This is a genomic window from Spirillospora sp. NPDC048911 (assembly GCF_043198015.1).
Lineage (GTDB): Bacteria > Actinomycetota > Actinomycetes > Streptosporangiales > Streptosporangiaceae > Spirillospora.
On sequence record NZ_JBICUD010000001.1, the window covers coordinates 880,493 to 896,618 of the forward strand.

At 68.4% G+C, this 16,126-nt stretch carries 13 protein-coding genes, 1 tRNA gene and 1 other RNA gene; 10 read left to right on the forward strand and 5 right to left on the reverse strand.

Annotated features, from left to right (window positions below; genetic code table 11):
- Positions 1-17 precede the first annotated feature (17 nt).
- Entirely contained in the window at positions 18-404 is a 387-nt protein-coding gene (locus ACGFNU_RS04190; RefSeq protein WP_392590007.1) for an ArsR/SmtB family transcription factor, read from the forward strand.
- Positions 405-739: 335 nt separating this feature from the next.
- Here the strand turns inward: ACGFNU_RS04190 and ACGFNU_RS04195 are convergent.
- Positions 740-824 (reverse strand) — tRNA-Ser (locus ACGFNU_RS04195).
- A 10-nt stretch (positions 825-834) separates the two neighbouring features.
- A complete protein-coding gene (locus ACGFNU_RS04200; RefSeq protein WP_392590009.1) occupies positions 835-1,179 on the reverse strand; it encodes a DUF952 domain-containing protein in 345 nt (114 codons plus the stop codon).
- Positions 1,180-1,239: 60 nt separating this feature from the next.
- Between ACGFNU_RS04200 and ffs the strand changes: the two genes are divergently transcribed.
- The 6 genes from ffs (at position 1,240) to ACGFNU_RS04230 (ending at position 6,829) form a co-directional block, all read left to right on the forward strand.
- Positions 1,240-1,335: signal recognition particle sRNA small type (gene ffs / locus ACGFNU_RS04205), an RNA gene on the forward strand.
- Between the two features lie 37 nt (positions 1,336-1,372).
- Positions 1,373-3,703 (forward strand): DNA polymerase III subunit gamma and tau, encoded by a 2,331-nt coding sequence (locus ACGFNU_RS04210; protein ID WP_392590011.1) that lies wholly within the window; start codon positions 1,373-1,375, stop codon positions 3,701-3,703.
- Positions 3,704-4,331: 628 nt separating this feature from the next.
- Positions 4,332-4,733: a YbaB/EbfC family nucleoid-associated protein gene (locus ACGFNU_RS04215; RefSeq protein WP_392590012.1), complete on the forward strand. Its 402-nt coding sequence runs from the start codon at positions 4,332-4,334 to the stop codon at positions 4,731-4,733.
- A gap of 49 nt (positions 4,734-4,782) precedes the next feature.
- On the forward strand, positions 4,783-5,382 hold the full coding sequence (gene recR / locus ACGFNU_RS04220) for a recombination mediator RecR (RefSeq protein WP_151569274.1): 600 nt from the start codon (positions 4,783-4,785) through the stop codon (positions 5,380-5,382).
- Positions 5,375-5,923, forward strand: a complete 549-nt coding sequence (locus tag ACGFNU_RS04225; RefSeq protein WP_392590014.1) for a DUF5063 domain-containing protein — start codon at positions 5,375-5,377, stop codon at positions 5,921-5,923. Before recR ends, ACGFNU_RS04225 begins: the two co-directional genes overlap by 8 nt.
- A gap of 384 nt (positions 5,924-6,307) precedes the next feature.
- The gene (locus tag ACGFNU_RS04230) at positions 6,308-6,829 is read left to right on the forward strand and encodes a hypothetical protein (RefSeq protein ID WP_392590016.1); all 522 of its coding nucleotides are present in this window, start codon (positions 6,308-6,310) and stop codon (positions 6,827-6,829) included.
- Positions 6,830-6,946: 117 nt separating this feature from the next.
- On the opposite strand, the gene ACGFNU_RS04235 is transcribed toward ACGFNU_RS04230, so the two are convergent.
- The gene (locus ACGFNU_RS04235; RefSeq protein ID WP_392590018.1) at positions 6,947-7,678 is read right to left on the reverse strand and encodes a hypothetical protein; all 732 of its coding nucleotides are present in this window, start codon (positions 7,676-7,678) and stop codon (positions 6,947-6,949) included.
- A gap of 511 nt (positions 7,679-8,189) precedes the next feature.
- Between ACGFNU_RS04235 and ACGFNU_RS04240 the strand changes: the two genes are divergently transcribed.
- The 3 genes from ACGFNU_RS04240 (at position 8,190) to ACGFNU_RS04250 (ending at position 12,269) form a co-directional block, all read left to right on the forward strand.
- On the forward strand, positions 8,190-9,464 hold the full coding sequence (locus tag ACGFNU_RS04240; protein WP_392590020.1) for an aspartate kinase: 1,275 nt from the start codon (positions 8,190-8,192) through the stop codon (positions 9,462-9,464).
- A gap of 968 nt (positions 9,465-10,432) precedes the next feature.
- Complete coding sequence (locus tag ACGFNU_RS04245) at positions 10,433-11,506, forward strand: aspartate-semialdehyde dehydrogenase (RefSeq protein WP_392590022.1); 1,074 nt, start codon at positions 10,433-10,435, stop codon at positions 11,504-11,506.
- 94 nt (positions 11,507-11,600) lie between these two features.
- Positions 11,601-12,269, forward strand: coding sequence for a TetR/AcrR family transcriptional regulator (locus tag ACGFNU_RS04250; protein WP_392590024.1), 669 nt, complete (start codon positions 11,601-11,603; stop codon positions 12,267-12,269).
- A gap of 603 nt (positions 12,270-12,872) precedes the next feature.
- Here the strand turns inward: ACGFNU_RS04250 and ACGFNU_RS04255 are convergent.
- Both ACGFNU_RS04255 and ACGFNU_RS04260 read right to left on the reverse strand, forming a co-directional pair.
- The gene (locus ACGFNU_RS04255) at positions 12,873-14,096 is read right to left on the reverse strand and encodes a hypothetical protein (protein ID WP_392590026.1); all 1,224 of its coding nucleotides are present in this window, start codon (positions 14,094-14,096) and stop codon (positions 12,873-12,875) included.
- Between the two features lie 208 nt (positions 14,097-14,304).
- The gene (locus ACGFNU_RS04260; RefSeq protein WP_392590028.1) at positions 14,305-16,071 is read right to left on the reverse strand and encodes a prolyl oligopeptidase family serine peptidase; all 1,767 of its coding nucleotides are present in this window, start codon (positions 16,069-16,071) and stop codon (positions 14,305-14,307) included.
- Positions 16,072-16,126 lie beyond the last annotated feature (55 nt).

Below are 16,126 nucleotides of genomic sequence, written 5' to 3' on the forward strand. Positions count from 1 at the left end.
CTTCGTACTATAGGACGATGCGAGACGACGACGTGCCGACGATCACGCTTCAGCAGGTCCTGGAGGCCCTGGTCGACCCGGTGAGGCGAAGCATCGTGACGCAGCTGTACGAGACGTCCGTGGACCTCAGATGCGGCTCGTTCGACCTGCCAGTGAGCAAATCCACGGCCACGCACCACTTCCGCGTCCTCCGCGAGGCGGGCCTGATCCACCAGTACTACGTCGGCACCTCCCGCATGAACACACTAAGAAGAGCCGAGGTCGACGAAGCCCTCCCAGGCCTACTAGAAGCCCTAGTAACCGCCGACCAAAAAACCCGAGCCACCAACCGCCAACCCGCACCACCCAAGCGAGCGCACCACCCAAGAGAGCCCACCGACCATGTGAAAGCGGCGACCAAGTGAGGGCGCCGACCAACGGTCACATCCAGCGCACTGACTTCATCCAGCGGACGGTCTTGGGGGGAGTTTGGGCGTGGCCAAGGCCATGAGCCCGCTGACCACAGCCAGCATGGCGGCCATGCTGAGCAGCATGCCGACCACGACACGCCCACCAGCGCAAACAGGTACAGACGGCCAGGCTGGTGGGCACGGGTGAGGCTGTCCACGGTGATCGGGGCGAGGCGGGCCAGGCGATCTCATCGGTTGTGTGGACCACACGCGACTGAGGTTGAGGCCCGAAGACGTAGGGCCGGTACCCGTTGTGGGTACCGGCCCTACGCTTTGCCTGCTTAGAGACGCGGAGGATACGAGATTCGAACTCGTGAGGCGTTGCCACCAACACGCTTTCCAAGCGTGCGCCCTAGGCCACTAGGCGAATCCTCCGCCGTCGAGCCTACCGGGTCTCGGGCACTGGTCGGACATCAATAACGGCCGTGAGCGGGATCGGGCCGTAGATGTGGGGGAAGATCTGGCCTTCGGCCGGCTCGTAGCGCACTTCGGCGTCGAGGCGGGAGACGTCGATGGTGAGGAGGGCCAGGTCCGCACGGTCGACGTGGGCGTAGAAGCGGCCGAGGACGCCCTCGACCTGGGACAGGTCGGAGGAGCAGTGGATGAAGCCTTCCTCGGCCAGGGTGCGGCCGAGGGTCGACATGGCATACGACACTCCCGCCGCGCGAGCCGCTTCCAGATGGCGGCGTTCGGCGATGTGGAGGAGCGTCTCCTGCGGGATTGCGGACATGAGGCCGGAGCCTACGTGGCAAGCGTGCATATCGGGGGGCGAGGATGCCATAGACTCTGGGCAGACCCCTCGCACGGCGTCATCCTGTGAACCTCCCCAGGGCCGGAAGGCAGCAAGGATAAGCAGGCTCTGATGGGTGTGCGGGGGGTCCCTTCGCTTCTGACGCTCTGCTTCTCGAGGGAGGGCGGACCTCGTGAGTCTGGCTCTGTACCGTAAGTACCGGCCAGCGACGTTCGCCGAGCTCAAAGGGCAGGAGCACGTCGCGGAGCCGTTGCAGCAGGCGCTGCGCAACGGCCGGATCAACCACGCTTATCTCTTCAGCGGGCCGCGTGGGTGTGGCAAGACCTCCAGTGCGCGGATTCTGGCCCGTTCGCTGAACTGTGAAGAGGGCCCGACCCCGGATCCGTGCGGCAAATGCGACTCGTGCGTCGCCCTCGGGCCGACCGGCACCGGGCACATCGACGTCATCGAGATCGACGCGGCCTCCCATGGTGGTGTCGATGATGCTCGTGACCTGCGGGAACGTGCCTTTTTCGCCCCGGTTTCGGCGCGCTTCAAGGTGTACATCATCGACGAGGCGCACATGGTCACCCGTGAGGGCTTCAACGCGCTGCTGAAGCTCGTTGAGGAGCCGCCGCCGCACCTGAAGTTCGTCTTCGCGACCACCGAGCCCGAGAAGGTCATCGGGACGATCCGGTCGCGGACGCACCACTACCCGTTCCGGCTGATCCCGCCCACTGTGCTCCAGGAGCTCGTCGAGGAGATCCTGAAGTCCGAGGACGTGCCGTACGAGGCGAATGCGCTGCCGCTCGCCGTACGGGCGGGCGCCGGCTCGGCCCGTGACACGCTGTCGATCCTGGATCAGCTGCTGGCGGGCTCCGATGAGGCGGGCATCACGTACGCCAGGGCCGTGTCGCTGCTCGGCTACACCGATTCGTCGCTGCTGGACGAGGTGGTGGGCGCGTTCGCCGCCCGTGACGGCGGCAAGGTCTTCGCCGCCATCGACCGGGTGATCGAGAGCGGCCAGGACCCGCGACGGTTCGCCGCCGACCTGCTCGAACGCGTTCGCGATCTGGTGATCTTGTCGAACGTGCCGGAGGCGGGCGGATCGGGGCTGCTGAACGTCCCCGCGGACGAGCTGGAGCACATGCGGCGCCAGGCCGGCTCGTTGGGCCCGGGCGAGCTCGCTCGGGCCGCGGATCTGCTGCACACGGGCTTGACCGAGATGCGTGGGGCGACCTCGCCGAGGTTGCTGTTGGAGCTCGTGTGCGCGCGCATCCTGCTGCCGGCGGCGTACGAGGACGAGGCGTCGATGTTCGCCCGCCTGGATCGCTTGGAGCGCCAGGTCGCGCAGGGTGGGAGTTTTCAGGCTGCTCAGGGGGGTTTCGAAGTCGCTGGCTTCGCCGCACCTCAGGCGGCTCCCACTCCGGCGGCAGCCCCGGTTTCGGCTTCTCATGCTCAGCCCGTGTCCGCGGGGCGCCAGGATGCTCAGCCCGCGTCCGCGGGGCGTCCGAATGCGCAGGCGTCGCGTGGGGATGCGAGGGCATCCGCTGGTCAATCCGCATCTCAGCAGCCTCCGTCCGCTCAGGGTTCCAGCGTCGACCAGCAAGGTCGGCCGACGGAAGTGGAACCCGATTCTGTGGATAACTCCGCAGGTTCGCCGGCTCGTGGCGCGTCTCCTGCGGTTGCCTCCTCGGGCTCCTCTGCTGGTGGGCCATCCGCGTCCGCTGGTTCTCCTGTAGCTGCTGGGGGTTCTCCGGCCGCCGGGAGCGTCTCGGCTGCTGCGCCTGCTCGGTCCGGTGGCGCGGTCGGCGCAGCTGCTGCTTCGGCGGGGACGGTGACGGCGGGCCCGGCTGCGGGCGGGGGGATGGACATCGCCACCGTTCAGCGGTTGTGGCCGGACATCGTCGAGGCCGTCAAGCAGAAGAGCCGGGTCGCCTGGATGGTGATCATGAACGGGGTCCGGCCACTCTCGCTCGAGGGCAACCTGCTCACGTTGTCGTTCGAGGCCGAGGGCGCCCGGACCAACTTCACGAACGGGGGCCGCGACGCGGTGCTCCGCGAGGTCCTCCGGGAACGGATGGGCGTCGACTGGAGGATCGACACCGTCCTCGGCGGTGCCGCGCCCGCCGGAGGACGTCCGGGTGGGCCTGCGGGACGTCCGTCCAACTCGCCAGGGCAGGGCCCCCCGCCGCAGGCCGGTTTCTCGAACGCCGCGGCGGTCGCTCCGCCTCGTACGGGATCGGGACCGCAGCCGTCCGCGCCCCCGGCCGAGCCGACACCTCCGCCGTCCGGCCCTTCGGCTTCGGCGCCCCCGGCACCGGCGATGTCACGTCCCGTACCGCAGCCTGGGCCGTCCAGGGACGAGCCTCCGCCCCCTCCCGAGCCGCCTATCGACGAGAGCGACGAGGTGGATCCCGAGGGTGATGCCGACGCCGACGGGACCGAAGCCGAGGCCAGCGGCATGGCACTGATCCAGCGTGAGCTGGGCGGCCAGATCATTCGCGAGATCGACAACACCTGAGCTTGGGACGGGGATCGCCTGCTCCTCGCCCTGGCGTTGCCTACGTTCCGTTCCTGCACACTCCGGTGTTTTGATCTCGTGTGCTCCCGGCGTCTGGCCTCGCACGCTCCTAGCGTTCTGGTCCTGGACGTTTGCAGTGGCCTGATCCCGGGCGCTTCCAGCGTTTTCTGGCTTGCGGCGCTTGCAGTGATCTGTTCCGGGGGTTCCGGCGTCCTGGATTGTGGCGCGTGCGGCGGTTTGTTCCGGGGTGTTCTGGCGTCCTGACTTGGGACGCTTGCAGCGGCCTGTTCTGGGGTGTTTCCAGCGTTCTGGCTCTGGGTGTTTGCGGTGGTCTGGGTCCGGACGCTTCTGACGGTCTGGCTCGGATGTGTCTCCGTCCACTCGCTGAGAGCCGCGCAGGTGTGGCATTGAGCTCACAATGCGGCAGGCGGAACCGGGGCGCGGAGGTTGCGCGTTTCCGGCCTGAAAGTATCGCTAACCGAACAATGCCGACGTCAGACCAGACACCGGCGCCGGTACGTACCGCGCGACGCCCGAAACCCGTAGTCTCGGGGAGACGACAGACGTCCGTGGTCGACGGGTCGCCGAGAAGAAGGCCCTCTCCAGGGCCGGAAGGAACGGAGAAACCGTGGAACCCGGTGGTCAGCTGAACATCCAGGAGCTGTTGCAGCAGGCGCAGAAGATGCAGGAGCAGCTCTTCGCCGCGCAGCAGGAGCTCGCGGAGACCGAGGTGGAGGGCACCGCGGGCGGCGGCCTCGTCAAGGCGACGGTCAACGGCCAGGGTGAGGTCACGGGCATCGTCATCGACCCGAAGGCCATCGACACCGACGACGCGGCGGACACCGCCGAGACGGTCGCCGACCTGGTGCTGGCCGCGATCCGCGACGCGGGTCGTGCCGCACAGGAGTTGCAGCAGGAGAAGATGGGTCCCCTCGCCGAGGGTCTCGGCGGTGGCGGCATCCCGGGGCTGCCCGGCGGTGGCGGTCTTCCCGGCGGCCCTGGTGGCCCCGGCGGCCTGCCTGGATTCTGAACGAACGTTTCGTCCTCATTGACCGACCGAGCGTGGAAGGAAAGATCCGTTGTACGAAGGGGTGGTCCAGAACCTCATCGACGAGCTGGGAAGACTGCCCGGCGTCGGCCCCAAGAGCGCGCAGCGGATCGCCTTCCACCTGCTCGCCGCCGATCCCGCCGATGTGGAACGGCTGACCAAGGCGCTCAAAGAGGTCAAGGACAAGGTCCGTTTCTGCAAGACCTGCGGGAACGTCGCTGAAGAAGAGGAATGCCGGATCTGCCGTGACGCGCGTCGCGATCCGCAGGTCATCTGCGTGGTCGAGGAGTCCAAGGACGTCGTCGCGATCGAGAAGACGCGGGAGTTCCGCGGCCGCTACCACGTTCTCGGCGGGGCGATCAGCCCCATCGAGGGCGTCGGCCCCGAGGATCTGCGCATCCGCGAGCTGATGCAACGCCTCGCGGACGGCACGGTCACCGAGCTCATCCTCGCCACCGATCCCAATCTGGAGGGTGAGGCCACCGCGACCTATCTCGCTCGGCTCGTGAAACCCATGGGCCTGACCGTCACCCGCCTCGCCAGCGGCCTGCCGGTGGGTGGCGACCTCGAGTACGCCGACGAGGTGACGTTGGGCCGCGCATTCGAAGGACGGAGGCTGCTCGATGTCTGACACCAACAGCCCGCAGGACTGGAACGCGCTCGCCGAGCGCGTGGCATGCCATGTGGAGAACTACCTGAGCGGACTGGAGGCGGTCGCACGCGGCGACGCCGCCGCGCATACCGTGCCGATGCTGCTCCTGGAGGTGTCGCAGGTCATCCTGGCCGGTGCGCAGCTGGGCGCCAGCGCGGACGTGATCCTCCCTGGGAACTGGGAGCCCGAGGTCGGCGAGGACCCGGATCTGGACACTATCCGGCAGGGGCTGTCCGAACGACTCCTCGCTGTGGACGAGTACGTCGAGGTCTTCGATCCGTACAAGGACACCGAACCGACCTCGTACCGGCTCTCCGACGACCTCGTCGACGTTGCCAGCGACCTCGTGCACGGCCTGCGCCACTACCAGCAGGACCGTCCGCTAGAGGCGCTCTGGTGGTGGCAGTACTCCTACTTCAACCACTGGGGCAACCATGCCGGCGCTGCCCTGCGCGCTCTCCACGCGGTGATCGCCGGAGCCCGTCTGGACGTCGCCGAAGAGGTGGCCGCCGTCCAGTGAGCCGCGTGCCGCGGGCAGGGGCGCCGACGACACTCCTGCCCGCGGACGGTTGCCTGCGGAACGGACGTTGTCTGCGGGACGGGCGTCGCCTCGTTGGGAGCGAGTACCGGCCTATTGTCCGACGCCGGTGCGGCATGCTGCTAGGCCGTCCCTAGATCGTCGCGAGCCTGGACGCGCACTACTCCTGCATCGTGCTCTCGAACCATCGCCTGCAGATTCCACGTTTCTTTCCTGGGGATGGCGTTCACGGCTTCAGCTGTGGCTGCTTGCGGGCGTCGGCGGCCAGGAAGACTTAGGGCTCGCCGGGCCGACGGGTCGTTCTGGCAGAGCATTTTGAGCGGTCGGGTTGACGGGGACGGTGGACGGGCTCCAGCATCGCCGCTCATGGGATGGAACACATCGGCGTTGTTCGTTCGCGACCGGTCGGTGGCCGAGGTTGTGGATGGCCTGCGCGACGCGGGCAACTGGCAGGCGACTGGGGAACGGGTGCCCGCCGACGAGGCCTCGACGCAGTCTGCCGGCGGACGGCTCTATCTCGCTGAGAATGGCGGCTGGTGCCATTGGGATCCTGACCAGCGGTTGGTTCTCGACATAGACCGGCTGCTCGGCCTCGGCTCTCTTGGGGCGCTCAAGGGAACACGCGCGCTGGCGCTCCTCTTCTCGAGCGTCTCGTCCACATACGGGCTGTGGGTGTTCGATGATGGCGTGCTGGTAAGAAGCGCCATTCACCACGAAGGTGAGATGGTTCAGGAATTCGGAGATCCGCTGCCAGTTGAATCTCGGCTTGAGGTGCCCTCGTGGGGGCCGGACGAGGACTTTCTCTGGGGGGTCTTCCAGGAAGTCACCGATCTGCGCTTCGACAGCGGCCAACTCTTCGAGGTTTACGTGGACGCGGCCAAGGCTTGATCTTCCGAGTCGTCGCCGGTATGCCTGACGCTTTACCGCCGGGGCTTTCAGTCGTCCGCGCAGCCGGAAGGGCCGGGTGGCGACCCGGCCCTCCTGGGTTGGTCTATTGCGGAGTGGTCAGGACTTCTTGAGGGTCTCCTTGAGAGTTTCGCGCTTGCAAGCAGGGGCCTGGAGGCAGATAAGCCCATGGCTCTTCTTCTTCAGCACGAACGTCCGCTTCCCGGAGATGCTGTTGTGGAAAACGAAGGCCTCGTGGTGCGGCACCTTTCGGCGTGAGCCGCTCAGCACGACCTTGCCGGATCGGTAGACAGTGATCTTGACCTTGTAGTCGATCGCGCCACCGATCTTCGTGCAGAAGGGATTGGTCGCCGAATGCTTGAGGGTGACCGTGTACGCCCGCGAGGACCCCTTGCCGGAGAACTTGCCCCCGGTGAACTTCATGTTCTTGGAGCTGGCGGTCTTCTTGGCGATGAGCTTTTTGCCCAGGTACAGCTTGGTCGCACTGACCTTCTTGGACGTGTGGACCTTGCTCGTCTTCCAGTTCACGCCGAACGCCATGTTCGTCTTGAAGCCGACGTTGTCCTTGGTGGAGTAGGACCGGCCGCTGCCATTGAACTGGTAAGCGGCGCCCTGGCACGGGAATGCGTTGACCCGGTTGTCCTTGATGAAGGTGCGGTAGACGAAGTACGTCGAGTTCTTCTGGGCTGCGGCTTCTGCCGCCGGCGCGGCCGGTGCGGATGGGGCGGAGGCACTGACCGGTGCAGCATCGGCGACGGATGACATTCCGGTGCTGAGGAAGGCCACGGCGAGACCAGGAACCAGCAGGCGACGTGCGTGAAGGGATTTCATGGGCTCAACCATTGCGAAGCAGGGTTGGGGAGCAGTTGGAGCGGAGTTGGAGAGAAGGCTTGCCAAGGAGCTCGCTTTTCGCCGGGCTCCCCGCCATTGCCTCAATAGGTAAGAACCTCGCCGGGCCGCTGCCTCGCCGGGCCGCTGCCTCGTCTGGCTGCTGTCTGGTCCGTCCGTCACCGCGTCCGTCCGTCGCTCCGTTCGCTCGCCGTCTCGTCCGTCCGGAGCCTCGTTCGGCTGCTACCTCGTTCGGCCGGAGCCCTCGTTTGCCCGGGCTCGTTCCCCGGCGCCTTGTTCGCGCTGCCTGGCCTGGCGGGACAGCGCCCCGGGTTGTGCGCTGAGCCTGGGGGCCAGCTGCTGACCTGGGGCCTGTGGGGCGCAGGGGCTGTATGGGATCTTGTATGTCGGACGGTTGGTCCGAATGTTGGAGTTACCTGCCCGTGATGCATTCGTCTGGCCTCGGTAGACTCTAGGCCGGTACGCCTGACCCCGATCCGAGGAGCGCCATCTCGTGGCTCTTGTCGTGCAGAAGTACGGTGGCTCCTCCGTCGCTGACGCCGAAGGCGTCAAGCGGGTCGCCCAGCGCATCGTCGCGACGAAGAAGGCGGGGAACGACGTCGTCGTCGTGGTCTCCGCGATGGGTGACACAACGGATGAGCTGATCGATCTGGCCGAGCAGGTCAGCCCGCTGCCCCCGGCACGCGAGCTGGACATGCTGCTGACGGCCGGGGAGCGGATCTCGATGGCCCTGCTGGCCATGGCGATCGCCAACCTCGGCCACGAAGCGCGATCGTTCACCGGCTCCCAGGCCGGTGTGATCACCGATGGCTCCCACGGAAAAGCGCGGATCATCGATGTCACGCCGGGCCGGCTCCGTACCGCCCTGGACGCGGGCTCGATCTGCATCGTGGCCGGTTTCCAGGGTGTCTCCCAGAACACCAAGGACATCACCACGCTGGGCCGCGGCGGCTCCGACACCACGGCGGTGGCGCTGGCCGCCGCGCTGGGCGCGGACGTCTGTGAGATCTACAGCGATGTGGACGGGGTGTTCACCGCCGACCCGCGGATCGTCCCGACCGCCCGCCGGATCCCGCGCATCTCGTACGAGGAGATGCTGGAGATGGCCGCCAGCGGGGCCAAGATCCTGCATTTGCGCTGCGTGGAGTACGCGCGCCGCTACAACATCCCGATCCATGTGCGCTCCTCCTTCAGCACCAAGGAGGGCACATGGGTGGTCGACGCGAGTGACATCGAAGGACAGGACATGGAGCAGGCGATCATCTCCGGGGTCGCGCACGACCGGAGCGAAGCCAAGATCACCGTGGTCGGGGTGCCGGACAAGGTCGGCGAGGCCGCCACGATCTTCACGGTCCTCTCCGAGGCTGAGATCAACATCGACATGATCGTGCAGAACGTGTCGGCCGCCTCGACCGGCCGGACCGACATCTCCTTCACCCTGCCCGCGAGCGACGGGCAGACGGCGATGACCACGCTCAACAAGGTCAAGGAGCGGATCGGCTTCGAGTCGCTGCGCTACGACGACCGGATCGGCAAAGTCTCGCTGATCGGTGCCGGCATGCGCTCCCACCCGGGCGTCACCGCCACCTTCTTCTCCGCGATCGCCGACGCCGGGGTCAACATCGAGATGATCTCCACCTCGGAGATCCGCATCTCGGTGATCGTCGCCCAGGACGACATCGACACCGCCGTCGCCAGCGCCCACCGCGCCTTCGACCTTGAGGCCGACCAGGTCGAGGCCGTCGTCTACGGCGGCACAGGCCGCTGACCGGCGCACGGGCCCCGCGAACGCAGCATGATCGCCGTTCGCGGGCCTCTGCCGTCCGACCCCGAAGACCGCCGACGCCCGCGACCCCGCACCGCCCCGCGCCACCAGGCCAGGTCCGCGCGCATGAGCAGACCGCGCCGCGATCCAGGAGGCATAGCCACTTCTAGGCCGGACAGCAGTCAGGAGCAGAGCGCAGCGGCCCCGCAGCAGACTGCGGCGGCGTGCCAGCCAGTCGATATGCCGCCGGGCAGAGCGATGTCGCGGCCGCATGCAAATCAGTGCGGTAGCCACCGGCGGGGCGGTCGCCACGGCAGGGCGGTGTGACGCCGCGGGTAAGGCAGGTGCGGTGGCCACGGTAGGGCGGTGCGGCGGTCGCGGGCGGGGCGGTGCGATGGCCACGGCAGGGCGGTGTGACGGCCGCAAGTATGGCGGTGCCGCGGCTGCGTGCAAAGCGGTGCGGTAGCCGCGGGCGGGGCGGTGCGGTAACCGCGTACAAACCAGCGCGGTAGCCGTGGGCAGGGCGGTCCGGTGGCTACGGCAGGGCGGTGCGGCGCCGCGTACAAGGCGGGTGCGGTGGCCGCAGTAGGGCGGTGTGACGGCCGCAAGTATGGCGGTGCCGCGGCCGCGTGCAAAGCGGTGCGGTAGCCGCGTGCATACCAGCGCGGTAGCCGTGGGCAGGGCGGTGCGGCGGCTACGGCGGAGCAGTGTGGCGGTTGCGGGTGAGGCGGTGCGGTGGCTGAGGGCGGGTGGTGAATGTTACGGAGTGTGGTCAAGGATCCGGTTTTTGCGGGACAGCGGGGGCGCGAACCTGGGAATCTGCTGAACTCCGGAACTGAGGAGGCGCCGGGGGCGTTGAGCCTCCGGGACCGCTGAGCCAGTCGAGCCACCGGCCGTGCGGTCCCGGACATCGGGGCCGGGGGCGGCGGTGCCGGGTACGCGACAGACGAACGCGAAGGAGAACGCCGGCCATGACCGCCACGGACTCATCCGGACGCAAGCCGACCCTCGCCGTTGTCGGCGCCACGGGCGCTGTGGGCACCGTGATGCTCGGCATCCTGTCCACCCGGCGTGACGTGTACGGCGAGATCCGGCTCGTCGCGTCGCCTCGTTCGGCGGGACGGAAGCTCTCCGTGCGCGGCGAGCAGACCGAGGTGCTCGCGCTGGCTCCGGAGGTCTTCGACGGCGTCGACATCGCGATGTTCGACGTGCCGGACGCGGTCTCGGCCGAGTGGGCTCCGATCGCGGCGGCGCGGGGCGCGGTGGTCGTGGACAACTCCGGAGCGTTCCGGATGAAGCAGGACGTACCACTGGTCGTGCCCGAGGTGAACGCGGGCGCGGTGCGCCACCGTCCGCGCGGGATCATCGCCAACCCCAACTGCACCACGCTCTCGATGATCGTGGCGATCGGGGCGCTGCACCGGCAGTACGGGCTGAACGAGCTGGTCGTCGCCTCCTACCAGGCGGCGTCCGGGGCAGGCCAGGAGGGCATCGACGCGTTGTACGATCAGCTCGAACGCGTCGGTGGTGATCGCGAGCTCGGGCACCGGCCCGGCGACGTGCGCAGCGCGGTGGGAGAGCTCGGGCCGTTCCCGGCGCCGCTGGCGCTGAACGTGGTCCCGTGGGCGGGATCCCTCAAGGACGGCGGCTGGAGTTCGGAGGAGCTCAAGGTCCGCAACGAGTCCCGCAAGATCCTCGGACTGCCGGACCTGCGGGTCGCGGCGACGTGCGTCCGCGTCCCGGTCGTGACGACCCATTCGCTGGCGGTGCACGCGGTCTTCGACGAGCGGGTCGACCAGCGCGAGGCGCAGGCGATCCTGGCGGGATCACCGGGCGTCGTCCTGGTCGATGATCCGGAACGGTACGAGTTCCCCACGCCGGCGGACGTCGTCGGCACCGACCCGACGTGGGTCGGGCGGGTGCGCAGGTCCCTCGACGACCCGAACGCCCTCGACCTCTTTCTCTGCGGTGACAACCTGCGCAAGGGCGCGGCACTGAACACTGCCCAGATCGCCGAACTCGTGGCGGCCGAACTCACGACCTGAATGACATGATCGTCGCGACGTGCCGTTCTGACGGTGGACGCACGTAGAGTTGACACTCCGCAAGTCCGCGCATCCGCGCTTTAGGGTGGCGTACGTGACCGAGACCAAGGCCGTGAAGTCGGAGCAGACCCGGGCGCTGATCGTGGAGACGGCGCTCCGGCTGTTCCGCGAGCGCGGGTACGAAGCGACGACGATGCGGGCGATCGCCAAGGAGGCGGGCGTCTCGGTCGGCAACGCCTACTACTACTTCGGCTCCAAGGAAGAGCTGATCCAGGCGTACTACGACGAGCTCCAGGACGAGCATCTCGCCGCCTGCCGCGCCGTCCTGGACGCCGAACGCGACTTCGCGCCCCGGCTCCTCGGTGTCCTCAAGGCCCGCGTCGACACGATGGTGCCCTACCACGAGTTCGCCGGGAAGTTCTTCAAGTTCGCCGCCGAGCCGACCAGCCCGCTCAACCCGTTCAGCGCCGAGTCGGGCCCGGCCCGTACCGCCGCCGTCGCGATCTACCGCGAGGTCGTCGACGGTTCCAGCCTCAAGATCGACGACGAGTTCCGCAAGGAACTGCCGGAGCTCCTCTGGCTCTACTCGATGGGCATCGTCCTCTACTGGGTGCACGACAGCTCACCCGGCTGCCGCAAGACCTACCTGCTGGTGGAACGTACCGTTCCGCTGGTCAACAAGATGGTCTCGATGTCCCGCATCCCCGGCTTCAAGTCCGTCACCCGCGAACTGGTCAACGTCATCCGCGACGTCCGCGCCTGACGACCACCTCCACCTGACCGGCAGACGCCCAGACGGCCGAAATCCACCTGCCCAGTCGAGGCCGCGCCCTGACCGGCTGAGATCCCAATCCCGGAGAACCTCGGCCGTCTGGCCTCTCCACCGACAGGTTTTACCTGCTGCGACAACGCCAATAGGACGCACCGAACGAGGCAAGGTTGGCTGAGTATCAGCACCCTGGCTGGCCGACGAGACGACTGACCGCGGGAAGTCCGCGCTTGACCGGCTGGAAGTTCGTGCTCAGGCGAAGCCGGCGAAACATGCTGGCCGACGTTCGAAATGACAAGTGATGGCGACCGCAGGAACCTGGCCGACGTCCACAATCCGCCCCTTCGCGCCGCCGTGCCCTGCACACCACGACGCGCCGTTGTCGACAAGAGGCCCGAGTCTGTCCGAGGAGGAACGGGACTTGGCCTGCGGCTGTCCACCGCGATGGGCGCCGAGCCGGCAGAGCACGTCGTTTCGTGGCGTCGCGCTCGAAGAATGCCGCACGTTGCAGCGGCCGGCGGATCGGAGTTGGCGCGGTGGTGGTTGGGCGCCGCCGTGGCCTGCGTCCGGCTGCGGGCCACGGCGGTGCGGTGAGGCTCAGCGGAACGTGATGTCCCAGTGGCTGTCTTCCCTCGCGTACACATCGGCGGTCGGTGAGCGGTAGAGTGCGGCGCCATCGCCGCGCTTGCCCACGTAGCGATAGTGCCGCGTGATGTGGCGATCGGTGCAGCGGCTAGGTATCACGTCGACCTTGTAACCCTTGGCATGGCTGTAGCGCCCCTTGGCGTGGCCGCGTTCGGTGCCGCCGGAGACGACGAGGCGGCAGCCGCTGTCCTGCTTGAAGTCGATGAGGCCGCCGATCGACCCCCGCCGCATGCCCTCGAACGAAGTGCAGGTGACGCGGTCGCGGTCATTGCAGCCGCCGCTGGAGTGCCATCCGATCCCGTTCGCGCGCAGCGACCTCTCAGCGACTCGCTGCGTCATGCGAACAGAACTCGGCGTGTGCGGCGAACCCGCGTACGCGGCGCTGGGACGCTTGCCCGTTTTGCGTGCGGTGACATGCCGCTGGCCAATGTGTCGGGTGTGCGTGGCGTACTCGACGACGTGCCGGGCACGCCCGACATCGTGCCTGGCCGGAGCGGCATGCTCAACGGCCCATCCGTTCTGCGCCGTGCGCGTATGACGCCGCGTCGCGGCGATGTGGCGGACGGGCGCAGTGCGCTCAACGGCCCGGGCGATTCGCGTGGCATGTGCGACGGTGGGCTGAGCGTGCTCAACGGCTCGCCTGGCCTGCGTGGCGCCGCGCCGGACTTGTGTGGCGGCACTAGCTGCCACCGGGCGCTGCCCGGCACCGGGCCTGGCCCGGACTGCGTGCTCAGCGGCTGGCCTGGTCTGCGCCGCGGCGGTGCGCCGCCTGGCTAGAGCGGCGTGGTCGACGGTCCGCCTAGCCTGCGCGGCGTGTGTCTGCTGCCGCGTCGCGGCGGTGTGGTGGGCGTCCTCAACGGCTCGGCTGGTTTGGGTGGCGCTGTGTCGGGTTCGCGCAGCGGCCTTGGCTGCCAGTCCGCTGCGCCTGGCCTGGGCGGCGCGTTTGGCGGCTGGTCTGGTCTGCGTGGCGGCGTGTTGAGCGTGTTCGGCGGTTGGTCCGGCTTGTTCGGCGGCCGATGCGGTGTTGCTCGCGGTCGTCCACACGGTGAGCGTGGTGGTCGCGAGGGCGGTGCAGGTCAGCATGGAAAGCCAGGCGCGACACGCGTGGCTTCCGGTCTGTCCTTCCGTGCGCGCGTCGCGCTCGGGATGGTGGTACGGCTCGTCCTGCTTCGACAAGGTTTCCCCCCGGCTCGGAGCCCTCTCGCGGGCCTGATCTCTGTGAGCGCTGCGCCGAAGCATCTGGCAACGGCGCCGGGGGGTTCTGGTCCTTCCGGCTGGTGTTTGCTCAACTCTGGGCGAACTCAGAGATCCCCTTCTCGTTGATCACGTAAACCGCGACCTGGGGGAGGGCGTCCGGGGGCGGCCGTTGCCGCCCCCGGACAGATCAGGACATCCCGAGATGCTTCCGGGCGAAGGTCATCTCGGCTTCCATCTGCTTGATCCGCTCCTCGACGACCAGCGAGCCGTGTCCGGCGTCGTAGCGGTAGACCTCGTGCGGGCGCCCGAGTTCGGCAAGCCTGCCGAGGTAGTTGTCGATCTGCCGGATCGGGCAGCGCGGGTCGTTCTCGCCGGCGAGGATCAGCACCGGTGCCTTGACCTGTTCGACGTACGTCACCGGCGACGACTGCCGGTAGAGGTCCGGTACGTCGGCCGGGGAGCCGCCGAAGAGCGACCGGTCGAACGCCTGGAGCCCCTCCATCTCGTCCTCGTACGCCGCGACATAGTCGGCGACCGGCACGGCCGCCACCGCGACCGACCAGTCGTCGGGCTGGGTGCCGATGCCGAGGAGCGTCAGGTAGCCGCCCCACGAACCGCCGGTGAGGACGATCTTGGCCGGATCGGCGAGGCCCGTCTCCACCGTCCAGTCGCGGACGGCCTTGATGTCTTCGAGCTCGGTCAGCCCGACGCGGCCCTCGATGGCGTCCCGCCACTGCGAGCCGTAGCCGGTCGAGCCCCGGTAGTTGACGTGGACGACGGCGAAACCGTGGTCGACCCAGGCCGCCGCGGCCGGTGCGAAGGAGTCCTCGTCCTGCGCGGTCGGGCCGCCGTGGATGTCGAAGACCGTCGGGTACGGCGCGGAGCCGGTGGCGGGCCGGCTGATGAGCGCGTGGATGCGTCCGCCGGGGCCCTCCACCCACGCGTCCTCCACCGGTACGGACGGCGGCGCGGGCGGGCCGGGCGGGGTGAGCACGACCGCGCCCGAGGTCGAACGGATCACCGGCGGCTCGGCGGCGGAGGACCACGAGAACTCCACGGTTCCGTCGGGCCGCGGGCTCGCCCCGCCGATCACCCCGCGCGGCGTCTCGATCCGGGTCAGCGACTCGCTCGCCAGGTCGTAGCGGTAGAGCTCGTCGCGCGCCTCGTGCGAGTGGGAGATCAGCAGTGCCGACCCGTCGGTGTACCAGCTCGCACCGACCTCGCCCGGCAGGTCGAGGACGATCTCGTGTTCGGTGCCCGCGACCGGGTCCCAGATGAGGAGTTCGTCCTTGCCGCGCCGCTCGTGGTTGACCAGCAGCCGCGTGTCGCCCGCGACCGGCGCGAACGAGTCGCCGTAGAGGCCCTTGCCGGGCCCGTCCCACAGATCGGCGACCGTGGTGCCGTCCGGGCGGACGACGCGCAGCGCCATGTGACGGCTGTCGCCGTGCTCGCTGTGCCCGATCGCGATGAGGCTCTCGTCGCGCGACAGGGCCGCGACGTGCGCGTCTTCGGTGTGTTCGTACAGCGTCTCCGGCGCCGCGTCCGGACGGCACAGATGCACGGTGTTGCCGGATTCGGTGGAACGGCCGATCACTGCGAGCCCGCTGGCGCCCAGTGCGAGCCCGGACGGGTACGACGGCTCCAGCCCCGGCACCGCGGGCGAACTGTCACCGCCGCCGAACGGTATCCGCTGCCAGACGCCGAACTCGTCGCCGTCGGTGTCGGCGAACCACCAGATCCACTCGCCCGATGGGTCGACGCTGCCCATCCAGGTCCCGTTGGGCCTGTCCGTGACCTGCCGCCGTTCACCGGTCGTGCGGTCCCAGGCGTAGATCTCCCAGGTGCCCGTCACGTTCGACCGGTACGTGGACCGGTGCGGCGCGTTCCGCGCCCATCCGGGCAGGCTCACCCGGGCGGCCCGGAACCGAGCCTTCCAATGCTCATCGTCGACCATGCGACCAAGTATGGAGCAGCCCCTACGACAGAACGCCAGAACATCCCCACACCGC